The sequence below is a fragment of the Paenibacillus albidus genome (assembly GCF_014644435.1).
GTDB lineage: Bacteria > Bacillota > Bacilli > Paenibacillales > Paenibacillaceae > Paenibacillus_AQ > Paenibacillus_AQ albidus.
The window spans coordinates 267,759-289,278 of record NZ_BMKR01000004.1 but is presented as its reverse complement, the minus strand read 5'-3'; the positions used below and the strand labels follow the sequence as shown (position 1 = coordinate 289,278).

Annotated in this window: 15 protein-coding genes and 1 pseudogene; 2 read left to right on the top strand and 14 right to left on the bottom strand. The window is 50.0% G+C overall.

Annotation, left to right across the window (positions count from 1 at the left end; all coding sequences use genetic code 11):
* Genes IEY53_RS06365 through IEY53_RS06350 form a run of 4 tightly spaced genes read right to left on the bottom strand, consistent with a single transcriptional unit; the run spans position 1 to position 9,440 of the window.
* A complete protein-coding gene (locus tag IEY53_RS06365; RefSeq protein WP_189023074.1) occupies positions 1-708 on the bottom strand; it encodes a thioesterase II family protein in 708 nt (235 codons plus the stop codon).
* Positions 705-2,270 (bottom strand): serine hydrolase domain-containing protein, encoded by a 1,566-nt coding sequence (locus IEY53_RS06360; RefSeq protein ID WP_189023072.1) that lies wholly within the window; start codon positions 2,268-2,270, stop codon positions 705-707. The genes IEY53_RS06365 and IEY53_RS06360 overlap by 4 nt, the downstream gene beginning before the upstream one ends.
* Before the next feature lie 14 nt (positions 2,271-2,284).
* Entirely contained in the window at positions 2,285-6,757 is a 4,473-nt protein-coding gene (locus IEY53_RS06355; RefSeq protein ID WP_189023070.1) for a non-ribosomal peptide synthetase, read from the bottom strand.
* A 1-nt stretch (position 6,758) separates the two neighbouring features.
* On the bottom strand, positions 6,759-9,440 hold the full coding sequence (locus IEY53_RS06350; protein WP_189023068.1) for a type I polyketide synthase: 2,682 nt from the start codon (positions 9,438-9,440) through the stop codon (positions 6,759-6,761).
* Between the two features lie 398 nt (positions 9,441-9,838).
* On the opposite strand from IEY53_RS06350, the gene IEY53_RS06345 reads away from it, so the two are divergent.
* Complete coding sequence (locus tag IEY53_RS06345; RefSeq protein ID WP_189023066.1) at positions 9,839-10,522, top strand: 4'-phosphopantetheinyl transferase family protein; 684 nt, start codon at positions 9,839-9,841, stop codon at positions 10,520-10,522.
* Here the strand turns inward: IEY53_RS06345 and IEY53_RS06340 are convergent, their stop codons facing one another.
* From IEY53_RS06340 to IEY53_RS06315, 6 genes are all read right to left on the bottom strand, one after another.
* A complete protein-coding gene (locus IEY53_RS06340) occupies positions 10,523-11,068 on the bottom strand; it encodes a TlpA family protein disulfide reductase (RefSeq protein WP_189023064.1) in 546 nt (181 codons plus the stop codon).
* The gene (locus IEY53_RS06335) at positions 11,065-11,784 is read right to left on the bottom strand and encodes an ABC transporter ATP-binding protein (RefSeq protein ID WP_189023062.1); all 720 of its coding nucleotides are present in this window, start codon (positions 11,782-11,784) and stop codon (positions 11,065-11,067) included. Before IEY53_RS06335 ends, IEY53_RS06340 begins: the two co-directional genes overlap by 4 nt.
* Entirely contained in the window at positions 11,777-12,598 is an 822-nt protein-coding gene (locus IEY53_RS06330; protein WP_189023060.1) for an ABC transporter permease, read from the bottom strand. Before IEY53_RS06330 ends, IEY53_RS06335 begins: the two co-directional genes overlap by 8 nt.
* Positions 12,599-12,600: 2 nt before the next feature.
* The gene (locus IEY53_RS06325; RefSeq protein ID WP_189023058.1) at positions 12,601-13,158 is read right to left on the bottom strand and encodes a nitrous oxide reductase accessory protein NosL; all 558 of its coding nucleotides are present in this window, start codon (positions 13,156-13,158) and stop codon (positions 12,601-12,603) included.
* Complete coding sequence (locus IEY53_RS06320) at positions 13,155-14,531, bottom strand: right-handed parallel beta-helix repeat-containing protein (RefSeq protein ID WP_229696015.1); 1,377 nt, start codon at positions 14,529-14,531, stop codon at positions 13,155-13,157. Before IEY53_RS06320 ends, IEY53_RS06325 begins: the two co-directional genes overlap by 4 nt.
* 312 nt (positions 14,532-14,843) lie before the next feature.
* A complete protein-coding gene (locus tag IEY53_RS06315) occupies positions 14,844-15,443 on the bottom strand; it encodes a hypothetical protein (RefSeq protein ID WP_189023056.1) in 600 nt (199 codons plus the stop codon).
* A 642-nt stretch (positions 15,444-16,085) separates the two neighbouring features.
* Here IEY53_RS06315 and IEY53_RS06310 point away from each other — a divergent pair.
* Positions 16,086-17,505: pseudogene (locus IEY53_RS06310) on the top strand (Tn3 family transposase); the annotation flags it as partial.
* Between the two features lie 249 nt (positions 17,506-17,754).
* Here the strand turns inward: IEY53_RS06310 and IEY53_RS06305 are convergent.
* From IEY53_RS06305 to IEY53_RS06290, 4 genes are all read right to left on the bottom strand, one after another.
* On the bottom strand, positions 17,755-18,474 hold the full coding sequence (locus IEY53_RS06305) for a YebC/PmpR family DNA-binding transcriptional regulator (RefSeq protein ID WP_189023054.1): 720 nt from the start codon (positions 18,472-18,474) through the stop codon (positions 17,755-17,757).
* Between the two features lie 166 nt (positions 18,475-18,640).
* A complete protein-coding gene (locus IEY53_RS06300; protein ID WP_189023052.1) occupies positions 18,641-19,753 on the bottom strand; it encodes a 5-methyltetrahydropteroyltriglutamate--homocysteine S-methyltransferase in 1,113 nt (370 codons plus the stop codon).
* 15 nt (positions 19,754-19,768) lie between these two features.
* Positions 19,769-20,701 (bottom strand): LysR family transcriptional regulator, encoded by a 933-nt coding sequence (locus tag IEY53_RS06295; protein WP_189023049.1) that lies wholly within the window; start codon positions 20,699-20,701, stop codon positions 19,769-19,771.
* Positions 20,702-20,896: 195 nt separating this feature from the next.
* The gene (locus IEY53_RS06290) at positions 20,897-21,505 is read right to left on the bottom strand and encodes a DUF1349 domain-containing protein (protein WP_189023047.1); all 609 of its coding nucleotides are present in this window, start codon (positions 21,503-21,505) and stop codon (positions 20,897-20,899) included.
* Between the last annotated feature and the right edge of the window lie 15 nt (positions 21,506-21,520).

The window sequence follows — 21,520 nt, the reverse complement described above, 5'->3', positions numbered from 1 at the left end:
TCACTTATGAACTGCAAGTGTATCCTGGATAGTGGCGATCACATCATCCTGCCGGTCATGGATAAAAAAGTGGCCGCCGGGCAGCTTTTTGATCTGTATACTCCCGCTGATATACCGCTCCCATTGTGCCCCGTTCTCCGCAGGCATTAATGGATCATCCATGCCGAGCATAACCGTGCTGTCCACCGGCAGTTTCACACACTTGCCATTGCCGGCATATAACTCGTAAATTCTGTAATCCGATTTGATGATCGGCAGAAAAACCCTCATTAGCTCCGCGTTATTAACCAATTCCTGGGCGGTGCCTCCCAGCTTGATAATTTCCTCCAGAAACAGCGCATCCGGCAGTTTATGCAGCTGCTCCTCCCCATAACGCAAATGGGGGGGATTACAGCCGGAAAGGAAGAGATGTACAGGAAGGGCCTGTCCGTTCTCCAGCAGCCGCACACTCAGCTCATAAGCGGCCAGCCCTCCCAGGCTGTGCCCGTACAATGCATAAGGACTGCCCTGAAGCTGGCTGCCGATATGCAGAACAAGATCGTCGATCAATTCTTCCATACTGCCGCATAGCTTGGAGCCGAATCGTTTCCCCCTGCCCGGAAATTCAAGTGGAACTACTTCAATCTGCTCCGGCAGGAGCGTTCTCCATTTCAGGTAAATGGCTGCCGAGCTGCCGGAATAAGGAATTGTAAACAGCTTAATCGTCATAAGGTAACCTCCTCCTCTATCACACGAAGATGCGCACGGCGATCCGTTTGTACCTCTGGGCGTTGCGGAAACCACATTTTGAGCAGCCTTAAGGCCGGGAACAGTATGCCCGTGATTGCAATTGAAATCATAGCCGGGGCAATCGTAAACGGTGCCCAGACAACAATAAATCGCCATGGATAACCCCAAAAAAGCAGTTTGGGCAAATACCACGCTACACCCACGGCAACAGCGGCCAGAATAACAAAACCGGCTGTCTTGATGTATAGAGCGGAAGACGGTCTTCTGCGTATCCGTACGCCCTTGCGGATCAAGCGCAGATCCCGGCCACACAGGTAGATCATCCAGAGACACAGAACCACACAGATCATGAGAATGATCCGTCCCGCGACATTCGCAGCGTCAATAGTATCCATAGGTGCAGCGGCAGGTTTCAGACCTTGCTGCAAGGCATACAGACCCTGGCAAATGGCGTAGGTTGCTGTCGTATTCCGGTTGCCCAGTACGGCAACTCCAGTCTGCTGAGCAGGATCAAACAAGATGTAAGAAGAAAAGTTCGGATTGTTGCCTCCGTGCGTAAAAAGGGAATGATCTCCGTTGTCAAATACGAGCCACCCCCCGCCATAGTGAAAAGGCATCGTGTACGGAGGAGTTTCTGTTGCTTTGACCGTTTCATCGGAAATTTGTGCACGGGTAATGGCCTCTCTAAGCTCCGGAGGCGCTTCCGCCGGAGTCAGCTGATAACTCAACCAGAGTGATAGATCAGCAGCGCTCGACAAAATATAACCTGCGGGTGTATTCCCGCGGTAGACGGGGGCCTCATACGCTCTGTTGCCGACAAGCCCAGGCTTGTAGCCTTGGGAAACTTCCTTGCCGGCGGTTAAGTCCACCCTTCCTGCTGAAGTCTGTCTCAAACCCAGTGGCCCCAGAACTTCAGCAGACATATAGGACTCATAAGACATCCCGCTGACAGTTTCAATAATCGCACCAAGCACATCATAATTTCCGGTGGAGTAAAGAAATTGTGCCCCCGGATGATACCAGAGCGGCTTCTCGCTTAGTCCGCGCACCGTGTCCTGGAGTGCCGTATCTCCGGTGGACGGATCAATCAGTGCTACGGAATTACTGCCCAGTCCACTGGTCTGATACAGGAAATGGGCGACCGTTGGTTCGGCAGCTCCCTCCTCTGTCCGCAGCTCTAACCATGGAAGATAGCGGGTAACCGGTGCTTCCAGGTCAACAAGCCCTCTTTCCACAAGTAGCAGCAGACCGACACCGGTGAAGGCTTTACTGTTCGAGCCAACTTCGAACAAGGTGTCCGGGGTTACCGGGATATTCCGGCTGGTGTCGGCCTCGCCATACCCCTTAACGTAAGTCTCGCCGTCCTTAAGCACAGCTATGGAGACACCGGGAAGATCCGCCGAATCCATCATTTGAAGCACATATTCGTCGACGGACTCCACCGGGATTCCGCTGCCGGCGGCATTTGCCGAATCTGTCGGCAGCAAGGTCGTACCAAGCAGCATACAAGCACAGAGCAATGTAATTAGCAAACGGTTCATTCCATCCCCCCCTGTTATTTGAATAACGAATCCAGTTCCTCCTGTGTTATGTCTACCGCATCAAAATCGGCGGGTGTCCAGTCCGGTTCACTCTGAATAAGCGGTTGACGGAGAAGTTCCACAAGCAGAGCCTCATAGCGTCGCATCCACTGCTCCATGCGCTCGTCCGGCATACTGGAGGGATGCCGCAATTCCAGATACAGCCTGCGGTTCAGAATATAAGCGTTGATCTCCAATGCGAATGGCGTTGTATTGGTTCCGGCTATATCTGGCCCTGTGGGTTCATTCAGAACACGCAGCAGCCCGTTCCCATATTCCTCCTGAAATTCCCCGAGATAATTGAATATAATCCGGGGAACAGCCGGGGTAATCTGTCCCAATCCATAAGCCAAAATGCCATATCCCAGACCTTTGCGGGGCACCGCTCTGAACTGCCCGAGAATATTATCCCGTTTCTCGTTCACACCTGTACCCGGGTCTACCGAAATTCTGACCGGATACAGACTGGTGAACCAGCCGGTGGTGCGCGAGAGATCGATCTCCGGGAACAGGGGCTCCCGGCCATGCCCTTCCAGCCAAATGACCAACGTCTGCCAGCCCCAGGTATCATGAAGTGCCAGGGCAAGCGCTGTCTGCAACAGCTCATGGGGCAGCAGACCCTTGCTCTGCTCACACTGTTCAAGCAATAGCTCCGATTCAGCCAGCCCTAACGTTAGAGTACGAAGCGTTAAGCTGTCACGGCTACCCTGCTGCCTTAACCAAAACCCATGATCCTCTGGGAGATTGTAATTTCCGCTCCAATATTCCCGCTCCGGCTGGATTAACGGTTCAGCACGTTCACCCAGTGCCAGTGACCAGCGCTGGAACGATGAGGTTTTGGGCGGCAACTGGCTGTTCCCCCGAAGCAATCGTCCCAAATCCTCCAGTACAATTCGCCATGAGACACCGTCGATGCAGACATGGTGTGCTGCCAGCAGCAGACGATGAACCCGCCCCGGCTCCATAATCAGGCAGGCGCGGAAGGGGAATTGATCCAATGCAGTAAGGCGCATGCCTGCTTTAAGCGCAACTGTATACGATTGGAATTCCTGCTCCCGCCGCTCAGCCTCAACACTGCTCAAATCGAGTATATTTAGCTGAAACTCACTTACAGGAAGAGTGTTGTTATAAGTTAACTGCTGCTGTACCGGGTCGAAATGCAGGCGCAGGGAATCATGCTGACGGATCACTTCTCTTAAACTGTCTGTAAGGGAAGGCACCGCAACATCTTCTCTCAACTCCAGCAGCATCGACTGCAGGTAATAATCTTGATTCTCCAGCCTTTGGGAGAGAAACCACGACAATATGGGTGTCAACGGCACAAGCCCCTCTGCCGGACCCTGCGGCTGAACATCTTTATCTTCCGTGAGATGCAGCTGCATTTCACTAATGAGGGGGTGATCCAGAATGTCTGCTGCACTGAGATGAAGCCCTTGATTCTTGAGCAGGCTAGAGATCTGAATCGCCTTGATGGAATCCCCGCCCAGATTGAAAAAACGGTCCGAAAGGCTAATTTCCTTACGCTCCAGAACGGTCTGCAGTGCGGATAAAAGGTGTTCCGTATGAGTCACTGCTTCGTACTCCCGGACCTGTGGCAGAGCGGCATTTATTTCTTGCGCCAGCTGCCTCCGGTTGATCTTCCCGTTGGCAGTGAGCGGAATCTCTGTCCTAAAGAGGAGACGTCCCGGAACCATGTAGGCAGGCAGGATACCAGCCAGATGACTGCGGATCTCCCCGGCCGAAAGGGAGTCTCCAACAATACAGGCGACCAGCTCCATGCCGGGACCTTCGCCCGTAGTCATAACAACTGCATTACGAATGCCCTCCATCTCAAGCAGGTAATGTTCAATCTCCTCTGTCTCGATTCGGTAACCCCTAACCTTAACCTGGGTATCGCAGCGGCCGATATACTCCATCACTCCGTCTTCGCCCAACCGGACGAGATCACCCGTGCGATACATCCGGTTGCCCTCGTTCAATGGATCAGGCAAAAACCGTTCCGCCGTCAACTCCGGTTGACGGATATAGCCAGCCGCAACACCGGGTCCGGAGATGTAGAGTTCTCCCCTCGCACCCGGAGGCAGTGGACGCAAATGCCTGTCCAATATGTAGAGCTTCGCGTTTGCAGCAGGCACCCCAATCGGTACCGCAGCCCCCTGGTCGGCTATGGGTTCATAACGGTGAATCATACAGCCTACGGTTGCTTCCGTTGGCCCGTATTCGTTATAAATAGCCAGCTTGGGCCCGTAGGTTCGCTGAATGGCCGCCGCAACGCCAGTCCTCAGACTCTCCCCGCCGACAATCAGTGTCCGCAAAACAGCATCCGGTCTGTGTTCTTCTCCCATAAGTGCAAGATGGGAAGGGGTAAGCTTGATTACGGTAGCTCTGTTCTCGTTGAGAATCCGGCTCAAGGTGTAGTCCTCGCAGCTGGAAGGGTATATTCGCAGCTGCGTACCGCTAACGAGCGGTACGAACAGGGAGGTCAACGTCAGATCAAAGGCGATTGAGGAATAAAAGGCGAACACCTCATGCTCCGTTGTCAAATATGCCGCCGCCGCCCATGTAATATAGTTGGCCAGGTTAGAATGAAGAACTTTAACCCCTTTGGGTGTTCCGGTTGATCCCGAGGTATACAAGATGTAAGCCAGTCCTTCGGGCCTCGACTTCTGCTGTCCCCCCGCCGACAATGGTCTATTCCGGAGCAGATGCCGGGGGTTGCGCGTGGGTACAGGCCAGCTGAAGCCCGGTTCCTCTTGTTGATCGGTCAGCAGGCAGACCGCCTCCGAGTCCTGGAGCATAAACTCCGCTCGGGCTGCCGGAATTCCGGGGTCCAGCGGCAGAAAAGTCGCACCGCACTGAAGAACCGCCAGAATAGCAATGACCAGTTCGGAAGAATGCAACATTCGCACGCCTATCACGCCGGACACTTGCGGAAATTCAGCAGTCAGGGCTGCGGCCAGGCCATTGACCCGCTGCGCCAATTCCCCGAAGGTCAGCTTCTCCTCGCCACAGCTTACGGCAATCCGATCGGGATGAAGCCGAACCTGCTCTGCGTATAGATTCATAACCGTCTGTTCAACCGGATAGTTATGGACAGAACACAGGTTGTACTGGATCAAAGTTTGTTCCTGTTGCCTTTCAGTGCACAGTGTTAATTCCTTTAATGGCAGGTCGGGTGTCTGTACCATCTGGTTCAACACATGCAGAAGGCATTCCACGAGCATTTCTGCCTCTTCCTTGCCAATGATCTGAGTCTGGTAGTCCAGAGTGAACAACAACGTTCCATTCTCGGACCAGTCTTTGACCATCAATTGCAAGGGATAAGCCTGCTCGCCCGGGTAGAACTCCTCATTGCTGATCTTCATACCGTCCACGGTGTTCAGCAGATGGGTATTATAGTAGTTGACCGCAGCCTGGTATAAGCTGTCATGGCCTTTCTTCCGGAGCTGAAGATGCTGGGCAAGTAAATCATACGGATACTTGTGATTGGCGAGATTACGTGAATATTCACGGCGTACCCGCTGCAAAAAAGTCCGGATGGACAGGCCTTCTTTAAGATGCAGCGACAGCGGGAGATTGCCGGTGAACATGCCAACCGTCGCTTTGGTGTCTGCAGAGCGGCCCGATACAGGGATGGAGAGAATCAGATCTTCCCTCTGGTAATACCTGCCAAGTACCCATCCAAAAGCGGCAGAGAGTAATAGCGGCAATGACACATTAAGCTCCGGCAGGATACGGGAGATCCGCTCCGAGACCTGCTTGTCGAGCAGGCGGGTATAACGCCTGCCAGCCGGAACAGCAGCCGTCTTGTCAAACAGCGGCTCGGGAAGAACGTCAAATTTATTCTCCCAGAATTGCTTGTTGTTCTGACAGCGCCGGGAGTGCAGATATTGTGATTCGAGATCAAGATAAGTCAAATAGGAGGGTTCGGACGCGGCACAGGCAGAGTTGTCTCCTCTGACCAGCGATTGATAACGTCCAAGAATTTGTCTGGTCAGCAGATCCATGGACCAGCCGTCGCAGATAATATGATGGGCTTTCAGCAGGAAACCGTTATCCTGCTCCCCCACCTTAAAGATGGCGATGTGGTATAAAGGGGAATCGAAAAGTTCAAATCGTTTGGCCGCCTCCATGTTCACCCATTCCTCATATGTTGCCTGTGGATTGGCAGATGAGCTGAAGTCGTAACGGGGCAACGGCGGCAGCGGAGTATTCGCTACATATTGTTGCGGTTCACCTTCCTGCGCCCGCAGACGCAAGCGCAAGCCTTCATGAGACTGGATCACACTGTGGATCGAGGTTTCCAAAAGGGTGAAATCAAGCGTTCCGTGAACACGGACACAGCCGCCAATATGATGTACGGCTGCCCGGGGATGCAGGCATTCGGTATACCAAACTCTCTTTTGGGGATGGCTTAAACGATGCAAGGCCTTATTCACAAGATCCATTTCAGTGTCCGCCTTTCGTAGAGGTAGGATCAAATTTCCAGGATTCAATGGATTTGGCTAATCGGGCTATCGTCTGCTGTTCCAAAAAAACTTCAAGTCCAAGCGTTACACAAAACCTTTCACAAATATGTGCATGCAAGGAGGCCGCCAGCAGTGAGTTGCCTCCAAGTTCATAATAATTGTCGTTAATTCCGATCGGGGCCACTCCCAGATACAACTCCCAAGCTTCAACCAGGTCCTGTTCAACCTTTGTGCGTGGTGCGGTATATCCGATCAGCTGCTCCGGCCGTAAGCTGACAGGTTCCGGGGCGGGCGTAAGCGGCTCGCCAGAATCAAGTGCAGAAGCTTCACGCTCCACCCAGCAGCGTGTTCTTTCAAATGGATAAGCAGGCAATTCAACGCGGCGGCGGCGTTCCCCTTGGTAATATCCCTTCCAATTGACGGGGCAGCCCTCCAGCCAGACTTTGCCGAGAAGGCGGTAGACGTTCCTCCAGACTGTGGCTCCCTGACCTTCAGCCGGGCGCACCAAATCTTCATCAAGCCTCATCTCAAGCACCAGCCGGTCCTTAACGTTGTTAACGACACCCTGTAATGAAGCTCCCTCTTCTAAGGCATCCATCAGATACGTTGTCCACAAGTGGCTGTCGCTCCACTCTGTTTGATTCATCGGCTTCTTCCCCAGCGGCGCTGTAAGGGGGATCTTCATCGGCCCCGTCTTCAGACTGACGGCTCGCTGCCGGTAGTTGCGGACATACACACTCCGCTCCTGACCTGAAGTTGTGAGTGCGGATAAGTAAGAGCTGCCAAGATACAGGGCATCCTCCAATGTCAGCAGGCCGCAGGCACAAGCGGCGGCGAATAATCCGCTGCCCGAACCTTGGCACCCTGAAGGTTGGATTCCCCAGCTGTCCCAGAGTTTGAACAAGGAGATCTGTACGGCTATAGGGTATGTGGCACGATCAGGAAATGCCGGGTCTCCCCTGCCGAACATTTGCCCGGCAAGTTCCATACTCTGCACGTAGCTTCTATAGAATACCGGTTCCTCAGTGATCCAGTCCCCGGGCTCGGCTGCGTCGAAATTAACCGGATGCGGGAAATAGAACAAGGGCAGACTCGTTAGTCCTTGATTACCCTTCGTGTCATTCTCGCGCTCCATCCATTCCGGCTCGTCCCCGCTGCCGTACAGCCAAACTGCGCGGTGTTCAAACAGCTTCCTTCCGGTCTGCAGGGTATAGGCCGCATCCGCCAGCAGTTCTTCTGATGCAGAGCTTAGAAACTGCTGTAAGGATTCTTTTTGCCTCTTGAGCCCCTCCTTGCTTTTGGCGGAGAGGACAAACAGGTTGCTGCGCCGTAAGGACGGAGACTCTCTTAGCACGGGCGCTTCTTGTAGGATGACATGAACATTTGTGCCTCCAAGCCCAAAGGAGCTGACTCCTGCCAGACGCCGCTGATTCGGGGAACTCCACTCCAGTGGAACAGGATTCAGATAAAACGGGCTGTGGCCCGTCATTAACCTGTCGTGTGGTGAATCTGCGTGAATTGCGGGGGGCAGCGTCCTCTCCCGCAAAGCCATCACTGTCTTGATTAACCCCACGATGCCTGCCGCCGGCCCCGTATGGCCAACGTTCGCTTTGACCGAACCCAACGCGCAAAACGCGCTTCTTCCTGTATGTCTGGCAAACACCTCATGCAGTGCCTCTAACTCGATCGCATCGCCCAGAGGGGTACCGGTGCCATGGGCTTCTATGTAACTGATGTCCTCGGCGTTTACACCAGCAATCATCTGTGCACGTTCAATCACTTGAATCTGCCCTTGGACAGCGGGAGCTGTATATCCGGCTTTGAGCGCACCATCATTATTGACGGCCGAACCCTTGATTACGGCATGAATCGTGTCTCCGTCCTCCAGGGCATCACTAAAGCGTTTCAGTACAACGCAACCTGCACCATCACTGTACAAGGTGCCGGTAGCCTGAGCATCGAACGCTCTCAGATGCCCGTCAGCCGACAACAACCCGTTGTCCTGATAGTAGTAGCCGTGGGATTGTGGAATGCCGAGCGTTGCACCTCCACATACCATCATGTCGCTGGAGTAGGTAAGCAGACTCTCACAAGCCAAATGGACAGCCGCCAGCGAGCTGGAACAGGCGGACTGAACATTCAGCACCGGACCGGTAAGGCCCAGCTTGTAGGCGGCCATCGTTGCCGCATGGTCTTTTTCGCTGGCGATCTGCATTTGAAGTTCGGAGGCTGTTCCGTTGCCATATATAAGCGGCAGCAGGTTGAACATTTGATAATAATTCGCGTACACGCCAGCGTACATCCCGATAAGACCGTCATATCTCCCGGGATCATATCCCGCTGACTCCAGCGCTTCCCATGCTGTCTCCAGGAGCAGACGGTGTTGAGGGTCCATCAAGGATGCCTCTCTTATGTTGAAATTAAAGAATGCGGCATCGAAGTTCTCAATGTTCCGAATGTTGGTGTTGGCGTGAATAAAATTCGGCTTTTCCGCCGCTCCACCTTCTGCTGCATCCTGTGGGGATACGTTAGCAACTACCTCTTCTCCGCTCAGGACCGCTTCCCAGAACCGTGAAACGGTATCTATGCCAGGCAGACGGATGGAGAGGCCAATAATGGCAATATCCGCCTTATGATCTTCATATTCATTCTCCAATGACATGATACCACTCCCGTAATATTGCTTTTATTGAATATTATTGTAGTATTAAAACTGATTTTGCCGAAAGCTTTATACCACCAACTATACTATGGAAATTTTTAAAAAAATACCATTCTTTAGGACTATATCTCAATTTCAATATTAAATTAAAATTTAAGACAATTAAGAGATTCTTGTATATAACTACAGCATTCGACGTCCTATTCTGTTGTAAAATGCCGGCAGTCCTGCGGTGTGCAAATTCCGGGATGAGCTATTAGTACTAATTGATAGAGGGAGTGAGTCCAAATAAGTATGCCAGAAGTGCAGAGCTGTCCTTATTTAGATAACAAACTTAACGTTTCACTACATTCACAAAGACGAAACCATTAAATTTCTCCAAGACAGGTGGCCCTACTATGTCCAAAATTATTGCCTTCAAGCTTCCGGAGCAGCTAAGCCCGGAGAGTTATGCCTATTTTACAGCCCGGGTGTCGAAAGCCCGGCGCGAACGCCTTACCCGGTTTATTCATATCAAAGATGCGCACCGTTCTTTATTTGGCGAGATACTGGTGCGGTACATCCTCTGCGGCCAGTTCGGCCAACGCAATGGCCATATTCAGTTCGAGCAGAATCCCTTCGGCAAACCGGGAGTGTCCGGGTATCCCGATTTTGAATATAATGTCTCTCATTCAGGAGATTGGGTACTGATGATCTGGGGCACTAATGAAGGGGCTCTCGGAGTGGATGTTGAGCAGATAAAACCTATAGATCTGGAAGTTGCAGAGCGTTTTTTTTCTGTGGAGGAGAAAGCGGCGTTAAAAAGCAAACCCGCCGGGGAGCAGCTGGATTTTTTTTATAATCTGTGGACGTTAAAAGAAAGCTATATCAAAGCGATTGGCACCGGACTGTCCCGGCCGCTTGATTCCTTTACGGTTCAGCAGCGCAAGGATGGCGGCTTCAGTCTGATAACAGAAGGGGAATTAATGTACTTTCAGACTTATACGATTGCCCCCACCTACAAAGCCGCCGCTTGCTCAAGCTGCCCCACATTGCCGGGTTCAGCCAGCTTTATTGAGCTCAACGAGCTCTATTTCTGGTAATTAGAATTTTGAATGTTCGGCTTCCGCAAGCCACTGCTCTAGCAAGGCAAAGTCCGTGATTTCACCCAATTGCGCGTTTCTGATGTAGCCAGCCTTATCCAGGATAAATGTAGCCGGCAATGCAGTGACTTCGTATGCTGTCGAAATTTTGCCGGTAACATCGATGGAAACGGGGAACGAAAACTTCTGAGCTTTCATAAATTCCGATACGGTCCCTTTCGACTCCCCTACATTGATGAATAAAGTTTCTACTCCAGAGTCCGAAGCAGTGTGAACTTCGTTAAGCAGCGGCATTTCCCGTACACAAGGCTTGCACCAGGAGGCCCAGAAATTGATTAATACAGTTTGGCCCTGATAATCCTTCAGGCGTACCTTCTGTCCATCTAAGGTGGTGGCTTCAAATTCAGGAGCGGGCATACCGGCGGCTATTCTTCCGGCAGTCCCCTTTTCCCTGTTGTTTCCGGATTGATAGAATACCCATAACGCGGCAGCAACAGCAGCAGCAAGAATCAGCAGGGTTACAGTACGGCGCAGAGAGATACTCATTTCAGACCTAGGCTGTGATTAAAGGCAGAGTACAGAGAGCCATATTCCGTGCGAAAGTCCCCGGTGGAACCCGCTCCTACATTTCGGCCATCGCTGAGAAAAACAAGTTGATCCGCAACCTTATCCGCTATTTCCAGTTGATGCGTGGAAAAAACTACGGTATGCCCCTCTTCCCTGATGTTTTGCAGCAGCTTCACAAATTCATTCATCCAGAAGGGATCGAGACCATTGGTTGGCTCGTCCATGATCAGCAGCGGGGGTTTGGCGAGCAAGGCCTGAGCGAACAAGATCCGCTGGCGCATTCCCTTGGAAAAGGTGTTGACCAGACGTTTTCTTTTGTCCTCCAAACCCACCAATGCCAGAACCTCGTTCACTCTCACCTTCCGTTTGGGAACTTTACGCAGTGCGGCCCAAAAAGACAAGGCTTCTTCTGCCGTCAGCCCTTGGTTAAACTGATAATCATCCGGCATATATCCAATTTGCTGCGAGAATCGCTTGCGCGATTTGTCCCAGCGCAGACCGCCGACCGTGATCTCTCCCCGAGTGGGTTGAAGAATACCCGCAAGCATCCGCAGAACCGTGCTTTTACCGGCCCCATTGCCCCCGCATAACGCAAGTACGCTTCCCTTGGGAATCCGAAAGCTGATCCCTTCAACGAGAGTCTGCTTTCTTATAACCTTGGAGACTCCTTCTACATTCACTAACGGATTATCCACGCTTACGTCCCCTCTCCCATATCCAATATACAGCCAGGATGGAGACCAGAATCCAGACCAGACAGACCCCCATAAACAACAGGCTGCCATCAGGTCTCCCGATCCACTCTACCCATTGATAATATTCCGGCCCGAGCACAGAACCCCCGCCCAGCTTGATCACAACAAAAAGCCGGACCAGCTCAGCAGGATTCAGCAGCGTTAAGGTAACCAGCAAGGGCTTGATCCACAGATAAGGCAATAGCCCCAAAATAGCGATTAAAAAGGTAGGCCAGCCAATCACGGTAAAAAACCAGACCGAAACGGAGACCGTCAGCGCCTGCCAGCGATTCCGGGACAATGATCCGATGACCAGAGCCAAAGTCAGGAACAGCAGGACCAGTCCAGCAGAAAAAGCCAAAAAGAGAAAATAAGTCCCTGTGTCAAAAGCTACACCGATTAACCCGCTGATCATCCCCATCAGGCCATAGCCGAAGGCAACAATCGCCAGCAGCACGACGAACAGGCCTGTATATTTCCCCAGAATAAAAGATAAGGTTCCTATCGGGTACGTAGACAACAGCTGCCAGCTGCCCTCTTCCTTCTCGGAAGTCAATGAAAAAGAACCCAGGAATAAGGTCATCAGAGGCAGCAGATACAGGATCAGACTTAACATAGAGCCTGTAACAGCAGTATAACCCTGCACCACATTTTGTGAATTAATCAGTAGTAAGCCCAAGCTAAATGTACAGAACAACCCCAAAAAAGAATAGGCCCAGGGGTTACGGAAGCCCATCTTGATCTCTCTGCGGGCGACTTGCAGCATATCGCTCATGATCACATATCCATTTCCTGGTCAGAGTGCGTGCCTTCCTGATCTTCAGACATATGCCCGTCCATATGGCTGTCTTCGCCATGCATATCCATGTTCATCATATCGGTATTTTGTTTCCATTCATGGGAGGCCAGCTCTTCTGCAGTCAGGACGGTGCCAACCCCTTGTTCTTTTACAAAAGCTTCTGCAGCAGCCGTGTCTTTAAAGCTGACTACTCCATAGGCCATAGGGGTACGTAAAGATTTATCATAGACATAGCTGGCTTTGCTGAATTCAATCCACTCTTTGTCGTTATAGTCGCGGACATAGTCCATTCCAATCTCTTCGGTTCCGTTCTGTTTCTTCCATTCGTTCATACAGCCGATATCATCAAATTTATAGTTTTTCCCGTCTTTAGTCGTCAGTTGTGTGGCAAAAGCATCATCTTTAACCTGCATGTTGCAAATTACGCAAATATCCACGGCTTCATCAATCGCCAAAGGTTCATACTTCTTTGCTCCGCAAGCCGTCACAATAACCAAACCCATTAACAGGATAAACAGTGCACTCCATTTTTTCATAATCGTAAAACCCCCATATATAGTATTGTAATCACGGACACAAACATGAGGAGCCATCCCACCACCATTACCGGTCCTTGGCCCCCGCCTTCATCTGCCCCTGTCCCAGCTCCTGTTTCCAACTCAAACTGCAACAACGGAGCGGAATCGGCAGACCACTGCTCTTTACCGCTATTGAACATATCACTCAAAAAGGTCATCCCTGGAGATTGAAAAAATAATTGATATGCAGCCTCCCGCTCAATCAGCTGCTGATAGAACGGATTGATGGCATAGGGAAGATCACTGAAGCCGTCCCCTGAAATATCAAGTCCCTGAAATGAATCCCAGAAGTTCCCGTTCAGCTCATTATTCTGGCTGCCCGATGCCTGGGCCTCAATCACATTTGCAATAAACCCATTGCGCTGGAACCGGTTGTCCTCCGCACCCTCAAACTGAATTCCGACAAAATTCCGCAGTACCAGGTTGTTCCGAAGGGTGTTGCCGGAGGATTGCTGCATGAAAATCCCAACCCGGTTACCTTCCACCAAGTTGTTGAAGATACGGGAAGTGCGCACATCATAGAGCAGAATCCCCTGGGAATGGACATTCTGACTCTGCTTGCGGAAAGAATTGCCGGACACAACTACATCCTTCACTCCCATTACCATTGCTCCAGTGACATTATATTCTCCAATGTTGTCCGTAACGGACGATCCGTTGATATACATGCAGTGGACCCCATAGCGCAAATAAGAAAGCCTGTTCTGGTCTACCTTTGTATTCCGGCTGTTCTCCAGATAGATGCCATCACGTAAATAAGAGATTTCATTCTTGCTGATTGATGCGCCATGAGAATTGTAGAGATCAATGCCATTTCCACGGGTACCTGCCGCAGAGCCTTTGGGGATAAACCAGCGGATCTTATTATTCGTAATAACAGCCCCACTGGCTTCTCGAAGGACAATGCCAAAGCCTGCGGTATGAATAGACAGGTTCTTCAATGTCACCTGATCGGCTTCGACCCGAACCGCTGCCGCTTCGCCGTCGTTATCTTGCTGAATGTTCAGATTCTGGAGCTGCACACCGTCCGAACGGATCAGCACAGCTACCTCTGCCTTGGGAGAAGGGTTTAAGAGTGTTGATCGCCCGCCCCCGCTTATCGTCAGTCTTTTGTCAATGTGGATTGGCCCAAGGTACGTTCCGGGTTCGAGCGTGAGCGTATCTCCAGAGTTCGCCGCATCTATAATCGGCTGCAGTGGAATCGCTTCCGGTTTGGTATTGGCCCTGACCGTGCCATAGGAAACAGGCATTATCAGAAAAAACAGGATAAGCGGTATCAGGGCCCGCCTTACTCTAGATGCAGTCTGCCAGGTTGTTCTGGTTGTAACCATTGTTCACCCCCTTGAGTAAATTCAACCCTAATTTTTCCAAACATTCAGATAAGTATACCTGTTATTGTTGATTGGAGCATGACTCAAACGAGCTATACAAAAAAACGAGGACTGTCCTTGCCCACGTTCAGAACCAGTGTGCCCTTGCCGGATTGCTTGAAATTGCCCTTGACAGCCAGCTTGCCGGACACAGCCTTAGCCAAAATGCTGTAGTTTAATCGTTTTACGACATAAACAAGAAAGGTCAGCCTAAAGGCTGACCTTTCTTGTTTAAAAAATTATATTCACAGGCATTTTCAGAATCGCATTCATTTAATCAGTAATTTTTTTAAGCTCAAAAATAGTTGCCTCTGATAACAAGATAAGCCTATCGTTATTAACAACAAAAAAACTTAAACCTACAGGTATGAGCATTTTTGTAGAAGGGTCACTTATATCTATTGCTTTTACTACATCATTTATATTTAAGTCTGGGATATCTATTTTATATAATCTATAAAAAGAGTCAGAGTTATTGCATGTCGCTGTAATCTGATATAATGGATTTTTTAGTTCATATTGATATTTCTTATACTTTTTAAGTCCTTTTGATGAAAAAAAGTCTTTTTTGATTATAATTTCATCTCCAATAAATTTTTGCCCTGTTGGATATTCAGAAGCATCATTATATGAATTTGCAAATCCTAAAAGCTTCTCAACTTTCCAATTTCCATAGAAATATTTTTCAGTTTCACTATCCAAACTTATACGTTCTACAGTACAATCATCGGATGTGTTTTTTTGAATAATAGCCTCCTGAGTTTCAGGTTTAGGCTCACTAGAAGTATTTGGATTTGATGTCTTTTCAACATTTCCACAAGCCGATGCTAGCATCAACATTATCATAATACAAGCCAATAATGTTTTTTTCATATCTCACACTCCTACTATAAAGTTATGTTTTCGCATGTTTACTCGCTTGCTAACTGAATTAATCCCCGTATGGATTAAAATCTCCTGTTCCATCGTTTTTATATCACCATGTGCTAAAAGCTACTTCCATACAGCGAGTAATCCTTCACTGCTGTATAACAAATGGGGCGATACTTTTTCTTTATTTTCCGATGCTTTTATCAGTTTTGCCTCAGTATTTTGTTCCGGTTGAGTTGTTACTTGTTAACTGGGAGCTCGCTCGCACCTCGCGTAACCGTTGTAGGCTTATCTGATCCACATCCTGAAAGCAAAAAACGGCACTCAACAACATTACTATACCAAGCTCATTTTTCAACACTATATTCCCCTTTCATCTACCTAGCAGAAATTATATCAGAGCAATTAAAGCGATGAATGACATAAAATTAACATTATTTATGAACAAGGTTAACTTTATGTTATCTAAATCACAAACAACAATACGCCCAAATTGAACCTACCCATGTCATTTTTTGTTGAAAAATTTTGAGAAACCAGCCTGTCGTTATACCTCCGGACACTATAATCAGTAAATGTATGTACACATCCATGTCAGAGCCTTATCCCAAAGAAGGATTACGCGTTTGTTTGTGCAACTAATTCCAAAATTATGCGGACTCAGGGTTACATTACTTCCCCTCCTTCGAGAATAGCCCGATTGACGGCGTCAATCGCGTGAACCGAGATATCGTAGTCGAGAAGGACGATAATGGACAGGAACGCATTAATCGGATAAATTATGAAATCAGCGCCCTTCAAGCGCTGCGTGACAAACTACGCTGCAAAGAAGTATGGGTCGTGGGCGCAAATCGATACCGTGATCCGGACAAAGACCTGCCCGCTGATTTTGAAGAGCGCCGGGAAGAGAACTACAAAGCATTGAAACATCCGCTCGATGCGGAAGCCTTTATTACGACGCTGAAACAAGCGATGAGCGAGGGGCTGGAGAAGCTAAATGCCGGGATGCCAAAGAATCCAAAGGTCGCATTACAGAAAAAGCGGGCGGTTGGATCGGAGTTTCACCTCTGGAGCCCCAAGCGGAGCCGATGAACCTACCCCGATTAAAAGGCGAGTTGCTTCGACGCTGGCCAATGACGAGCCTGCTCGACATCATGAAAGAAACGGACCTGCGAATTGGATTCACTGAACAATTTAAGACAGTTGCCAATCGAGAAATTTTGGATCGGGAGACACTGCAAAAAAGACTCATTCTCTCGCTCTACGGCCTTGGAACCAACACGGGCTTAAAACGTGTGAGTGCTGGGGATCATGGCGAGTCCTATAAGGACTTGCTGTATGTAAGACACAAGTTCATTCATAAAGACAATTTGCGAAATGCCATAGCCGATGTCGTCAACCACATTTTCAAGGTGAGGATGCAAGAGGTTTGGGGTGAGGGTACAACGTCCTGAGCGTCAGACTCTAAGAAATTCGGCGCATGGGATCAGAACCTCATGACGGAATGGCACATCCGGTACCGAGGCCGCGGTGTGATGATTTACTGGCATGTTGAGAAAAATTCAACGTGCATTTACTCGCAACTCAAATCATGTTGCTCGTCGGAAGTCGCTGCCATGATGGAGGGACTGCTTCGCCACTGTACCGATATGGAAGTCGAGAAGAACTACGTCGATTCCCACGGGCAGAGCGAAGTCGCCTTTGCCTTCTGTTATTTGCTGGGATACCAGCTCATGCTGCGTCTCAAGGCGATTCATTCACAGAAACTGTACCGACCCGAACCCGGCATGGCCGATGCTTATTCTAACCTCCAGCCGGTTCTCACCAGGCCGATCAACTGGGAACTGATCCGTCAGCAATACGACCAAATGATGAAGTACGCTACTGCACTGCGGCTTGGTACCGCCGAGACGGAAGCTATCTTGAAACGGTTCACGCGAAACAACTTGAAGCATCCAACTTCCAAGCCTTAGGAGAGCTGGGTAAAGCCGTCAAGACAGTCTTTTTATGCGACTATTTGTACGCCGAAGAGTTGCGCCGCGGGATTAACGAAGGGCTGAACGTTAAATGAAAGCAATATTGTTGTAAAACACACGTAAATGTCCTCGCTTTTGAGCAGGATAGACGCGGGCACTTGGTGTGGAATCTTTTTAAAATCACAAAAAAATCGCCCTTTGGGAAATGGAAGTGTTAAGCAACCATTTTAGAAGGAGCGACCCCTTTGTATATCCAATATATTCCTTCCTGCTCCAAACAACAAGAGCTGGCCCAATCAGCCATTACATGGCTTTTGAGTCAGCTCCTGTGAGACAGGTTATTCTTCTGAATCGAGGTTGTGGTAGACCTGCTGCACATCCTCTAAATCTTCCAGTGCGTCAATCAACTTCTCGAATTGCACCTGGGCATCTTCAGGAAGAGTGACATAGTTCTGAGCCAGCATGGTCAGCTCGGCCACCGTAAATTCAGTCACACCCGCACCTTTGAATGCTTCCTGAACGGCATGGAATTGATCCGGCTCGGCATAGACGATAACAGCTTCCTCTTCCTCCAGCACATCACGGACATCAACATCCGCTTCGATCAAGAGCTCCATGACCTCATCGGCTGTTTTGCCTTCGACGCCAAAGACCGCTGTTGGTTCGAACATATAGGCCACAGATCCGCTTACGCCCATATTCCCGCCATTCTTGCTGAAAGCGGAACGTACAGCAGAAGCGGTACGGTTCACGTTGTTGGTCAATGCATCTACGATAATCATAGAACCGCTTGGTCCAAAGCCCTCATAGCGAAGCTCTTCATAGCTTTCTTCCCCGTTGCCTTTTGCTTTTTCCAATGCCCGGTCGATGATAGCTTTAGGGACGTTGTAGGTCTTGGCCCGTTCCAGCACGACTTTGAGTGCCCGGTTGGCTTCAGGATCGGGTTCGCCCTTCTTGGCGGTTACATAAATTTCAACGCCGAATTTTGCATAGACACGGCTTGTGTTAGCATCCTTCGAGGCTTTCTTTTCTTTGATATTATTCCACTTGCGTCCCATATGATCTCGCTCGCTTTCACCGTTGATTAAAAACAATCGTTATTTATTATACTCTTGTTAGTTAACTCTCGTAAAGGGCAGCAGAGGCTATGCACTGGAATTAGTATACTAGCAGAAGCAAAGCCGTCACATTTTCGTTTTACGGCTTTGCTTCTCTTAGGATTGGCTATATCCATATCTCTTGTGAGGTTTCCATCACCAGGCGTATTTTGTCCCATTGTTCTTCTTCGGTCAGTATATTGCCTTCTTCGGTAGAAGCGAACCCGCATTGGGTGCTGAGACAGAGCTTATTGATGTCCACAACCTGTGCCGCCTCTTCAATGCGGGCCTTGAGCATTTCTTTGCTCTCGAGTCCGCCATGTTTAGTGGTGACCAGTCCAAGGACGACGAATTGATCCTTGATGAATCTGAGCGGCTCAAAGCCTCCGGCGCGTTCATTATCATACTCCAGAAAAAAAGCATCCACCTCTGCCTGACCGAATAAAGTCTCCGCCACCGGTTCATATCCCCCAGCCGCGAACCAGGTAGAGCGGAAGTTGCCCCGGCAGACATGCAAGGCAATCGTCATATCCTGCGGACGGTTCTTAATACTCTCGTTGATGAGTCTGACATAATCCAGCGCGAGCTCCTCGGGATCAATTCCCCGGCTGCGCAGATGTGCCCGGTGCCTGCCGCTGCACAGGGTACCCCAGGTGGTATCATCGAACTGAAGATAACGGCAGCCCGCATCATAAAATGCCTGAACCGCATCCTGATACACACGGATAATATCTGTGAACAGGGTCTCTCGGTCCGGGTAGACGTTGTTGCCATTATAATCCTCCACGAAGTGGAACAATGCCGGGGAAGGAATCGTCATCTTGGCGGCAGTGCCGCCGGCCAGCTTATGGAAGTCAGTAAATTGCCGGATCATGGGATGGTCTGCGAACGTTATTTTGTCCACAATCCGAAAGCTCTCTGCACGGCTCGCCTCCGGCTTAACAGAACCTTGATTCAAGCTGATCTTCTCCGTGCCCTGAATGCCCAGGAAAAAGTCCAGATGCCACCACGAACGGCGGAATTCGCCATCCGTCACGACTTGCAGACCCAGCGCTTTCTCTTGCTCCACAAGCTTACCAATCTCAACATTCTCCGTTTCATATAACTGTTGCGCCGTGATCTCCCCGCTGCCATGCTTCAAGCGGGCTTCTTTTATCTCTTCTGTACGCAGGAAGCTGCCGACGATATCGCAGCGAAAGGGTGGAGCATTCCTGTGAGTTCCGGTAACTGGGCTTATCATACGTTCCTCCTGCCGTTATAGTAAGAAGTGGTTTAGGTCAAAATAGTTCCGGGCAACGATATCGTTCAGGATTTCTATATAGCCGGAGGCGATTTCGCTGGGTCTGCGGTCTTTATGGGCAATCCAGCCCACGGTGAATACTTCACTGCTCTCAAAAGGGATCGTGATCAGCGCTTCCCCATTCAACTCCGATGCCAGAATTCCCGTCCCCACGGTGTAGCAATCGGTCCCCATCAGCAGATTTGTCAGCGTGGCCCGGTCATTTACTTTAATATTTTTTTCGATTTGGGTGAAGCTTAGCATTTCTTCCGAGAAATGCAGGGAATGGTTGTCCCCCTGTTCAAAAGTAATATAGGGATAAGGCAGGATATCCTCCAGCCTGATCAATTCAAACGTGGCGAGCGGATGTCCGGCTCTTATGTAGACATGAGGATTGGTATTGAACAATGGAGTGAACTTCAGATTCCCGTCGCTGAACAATTTGTTCATCACCTTATAGTTGCTTTCATTGATATAGAGAATCCCCAGATCACTGCGCAGCGTCCGCACGTCCTCAATAATCTCATAGGTCTGGGTTTCCCGCAGACTTAGATTGTATTCGGAAATCTCTCTAAGCTTCATCAGCTTCACAAAAGCATCCACAACAAAGGCATAATGCTGCGTGGATACGGAAAAATAAACCGGGCTGCGCTTCTTCCCGGTGTACCGGTTCTCCATAATCTCGGCTTGCTCGATGATTTGGCGGGCATAACCCAGGAACTCAATTCCTTCCACAGACACGCTGATCCCGCGGTTCGTTCGTTCAAAGATCGTTATGCCAAGCTCGCTCTCCAGCTCTTTAATGGCATTGGACAGGCTCGGCTGGGAGACAAACAGCCGCTTGGCGGCTTCATTCATAGATCCGCTGTTGGCGATTTCTATCGCGTAGCGGAGTTGTTGCAGTGTCAACCTGATTCCTCCTCTAACCCAACCTGCTGCCTTTTCCGATGATGCTCTTTTTCATACTAGAAAACATCGTAGCATACATAGAAGTCTGACGCTACGGCAATGGCCGGTATCCGGGTATACAATTAAGTTATGACGGGCCAACAAAAGACGACAGGTCTCTCCTGCCGCCTCAGCTTCTTAACGAATATTGCAAGATTATGAAGAGACAGGCGGGTCGGTATGCAAGTCAACATCCGCCAAGGTGTGCCTCCAACCAGTGAAGGTAACGTGAAAGCCTGCACGGGTGGGCGCACACAGGAAGGGGCCCGCCTGCTTGCCGGAGGTATGCGGAAAGCGCGCTACCCGGATCGTCCGCCATGGCTTCTCCTCAGTACGAGCACGGATGATGACGGCATCACCCATGCGTGAAGCCCGGATCGTAACAGTTGCTCCTGCCCATTCAGCTACAGGAGAGAGGGACCAGTCGGAATATTCGTCGGTGACTACTGCGCCTATGTGTGGGATACCATCATTCAACTCAATCCCTGCTTTGATCCATTGCAGAGGGCTCACCCAGAGCATTAATCCGGCTTGATCATATAATTCCGTAAAGCTGTCCAGCCGGAACGTGACTTCAACTCCTTGGTCGTCCTCCCAGGGGGCAAGGAGCGCATGACCATTGGTATGCTGGAATTCATACAATGTCTTCTCCCAGTAGTCGCTGCCTTCCGCGCCTTGAACAATAAGCGCCCCATCCTCTTCTAATACTGACACGGGTGGTGTCGTCCAGGTTCCTGTTGCCCAAGGGATATTCTTCACTTCCATTCTTCATCCATCCTC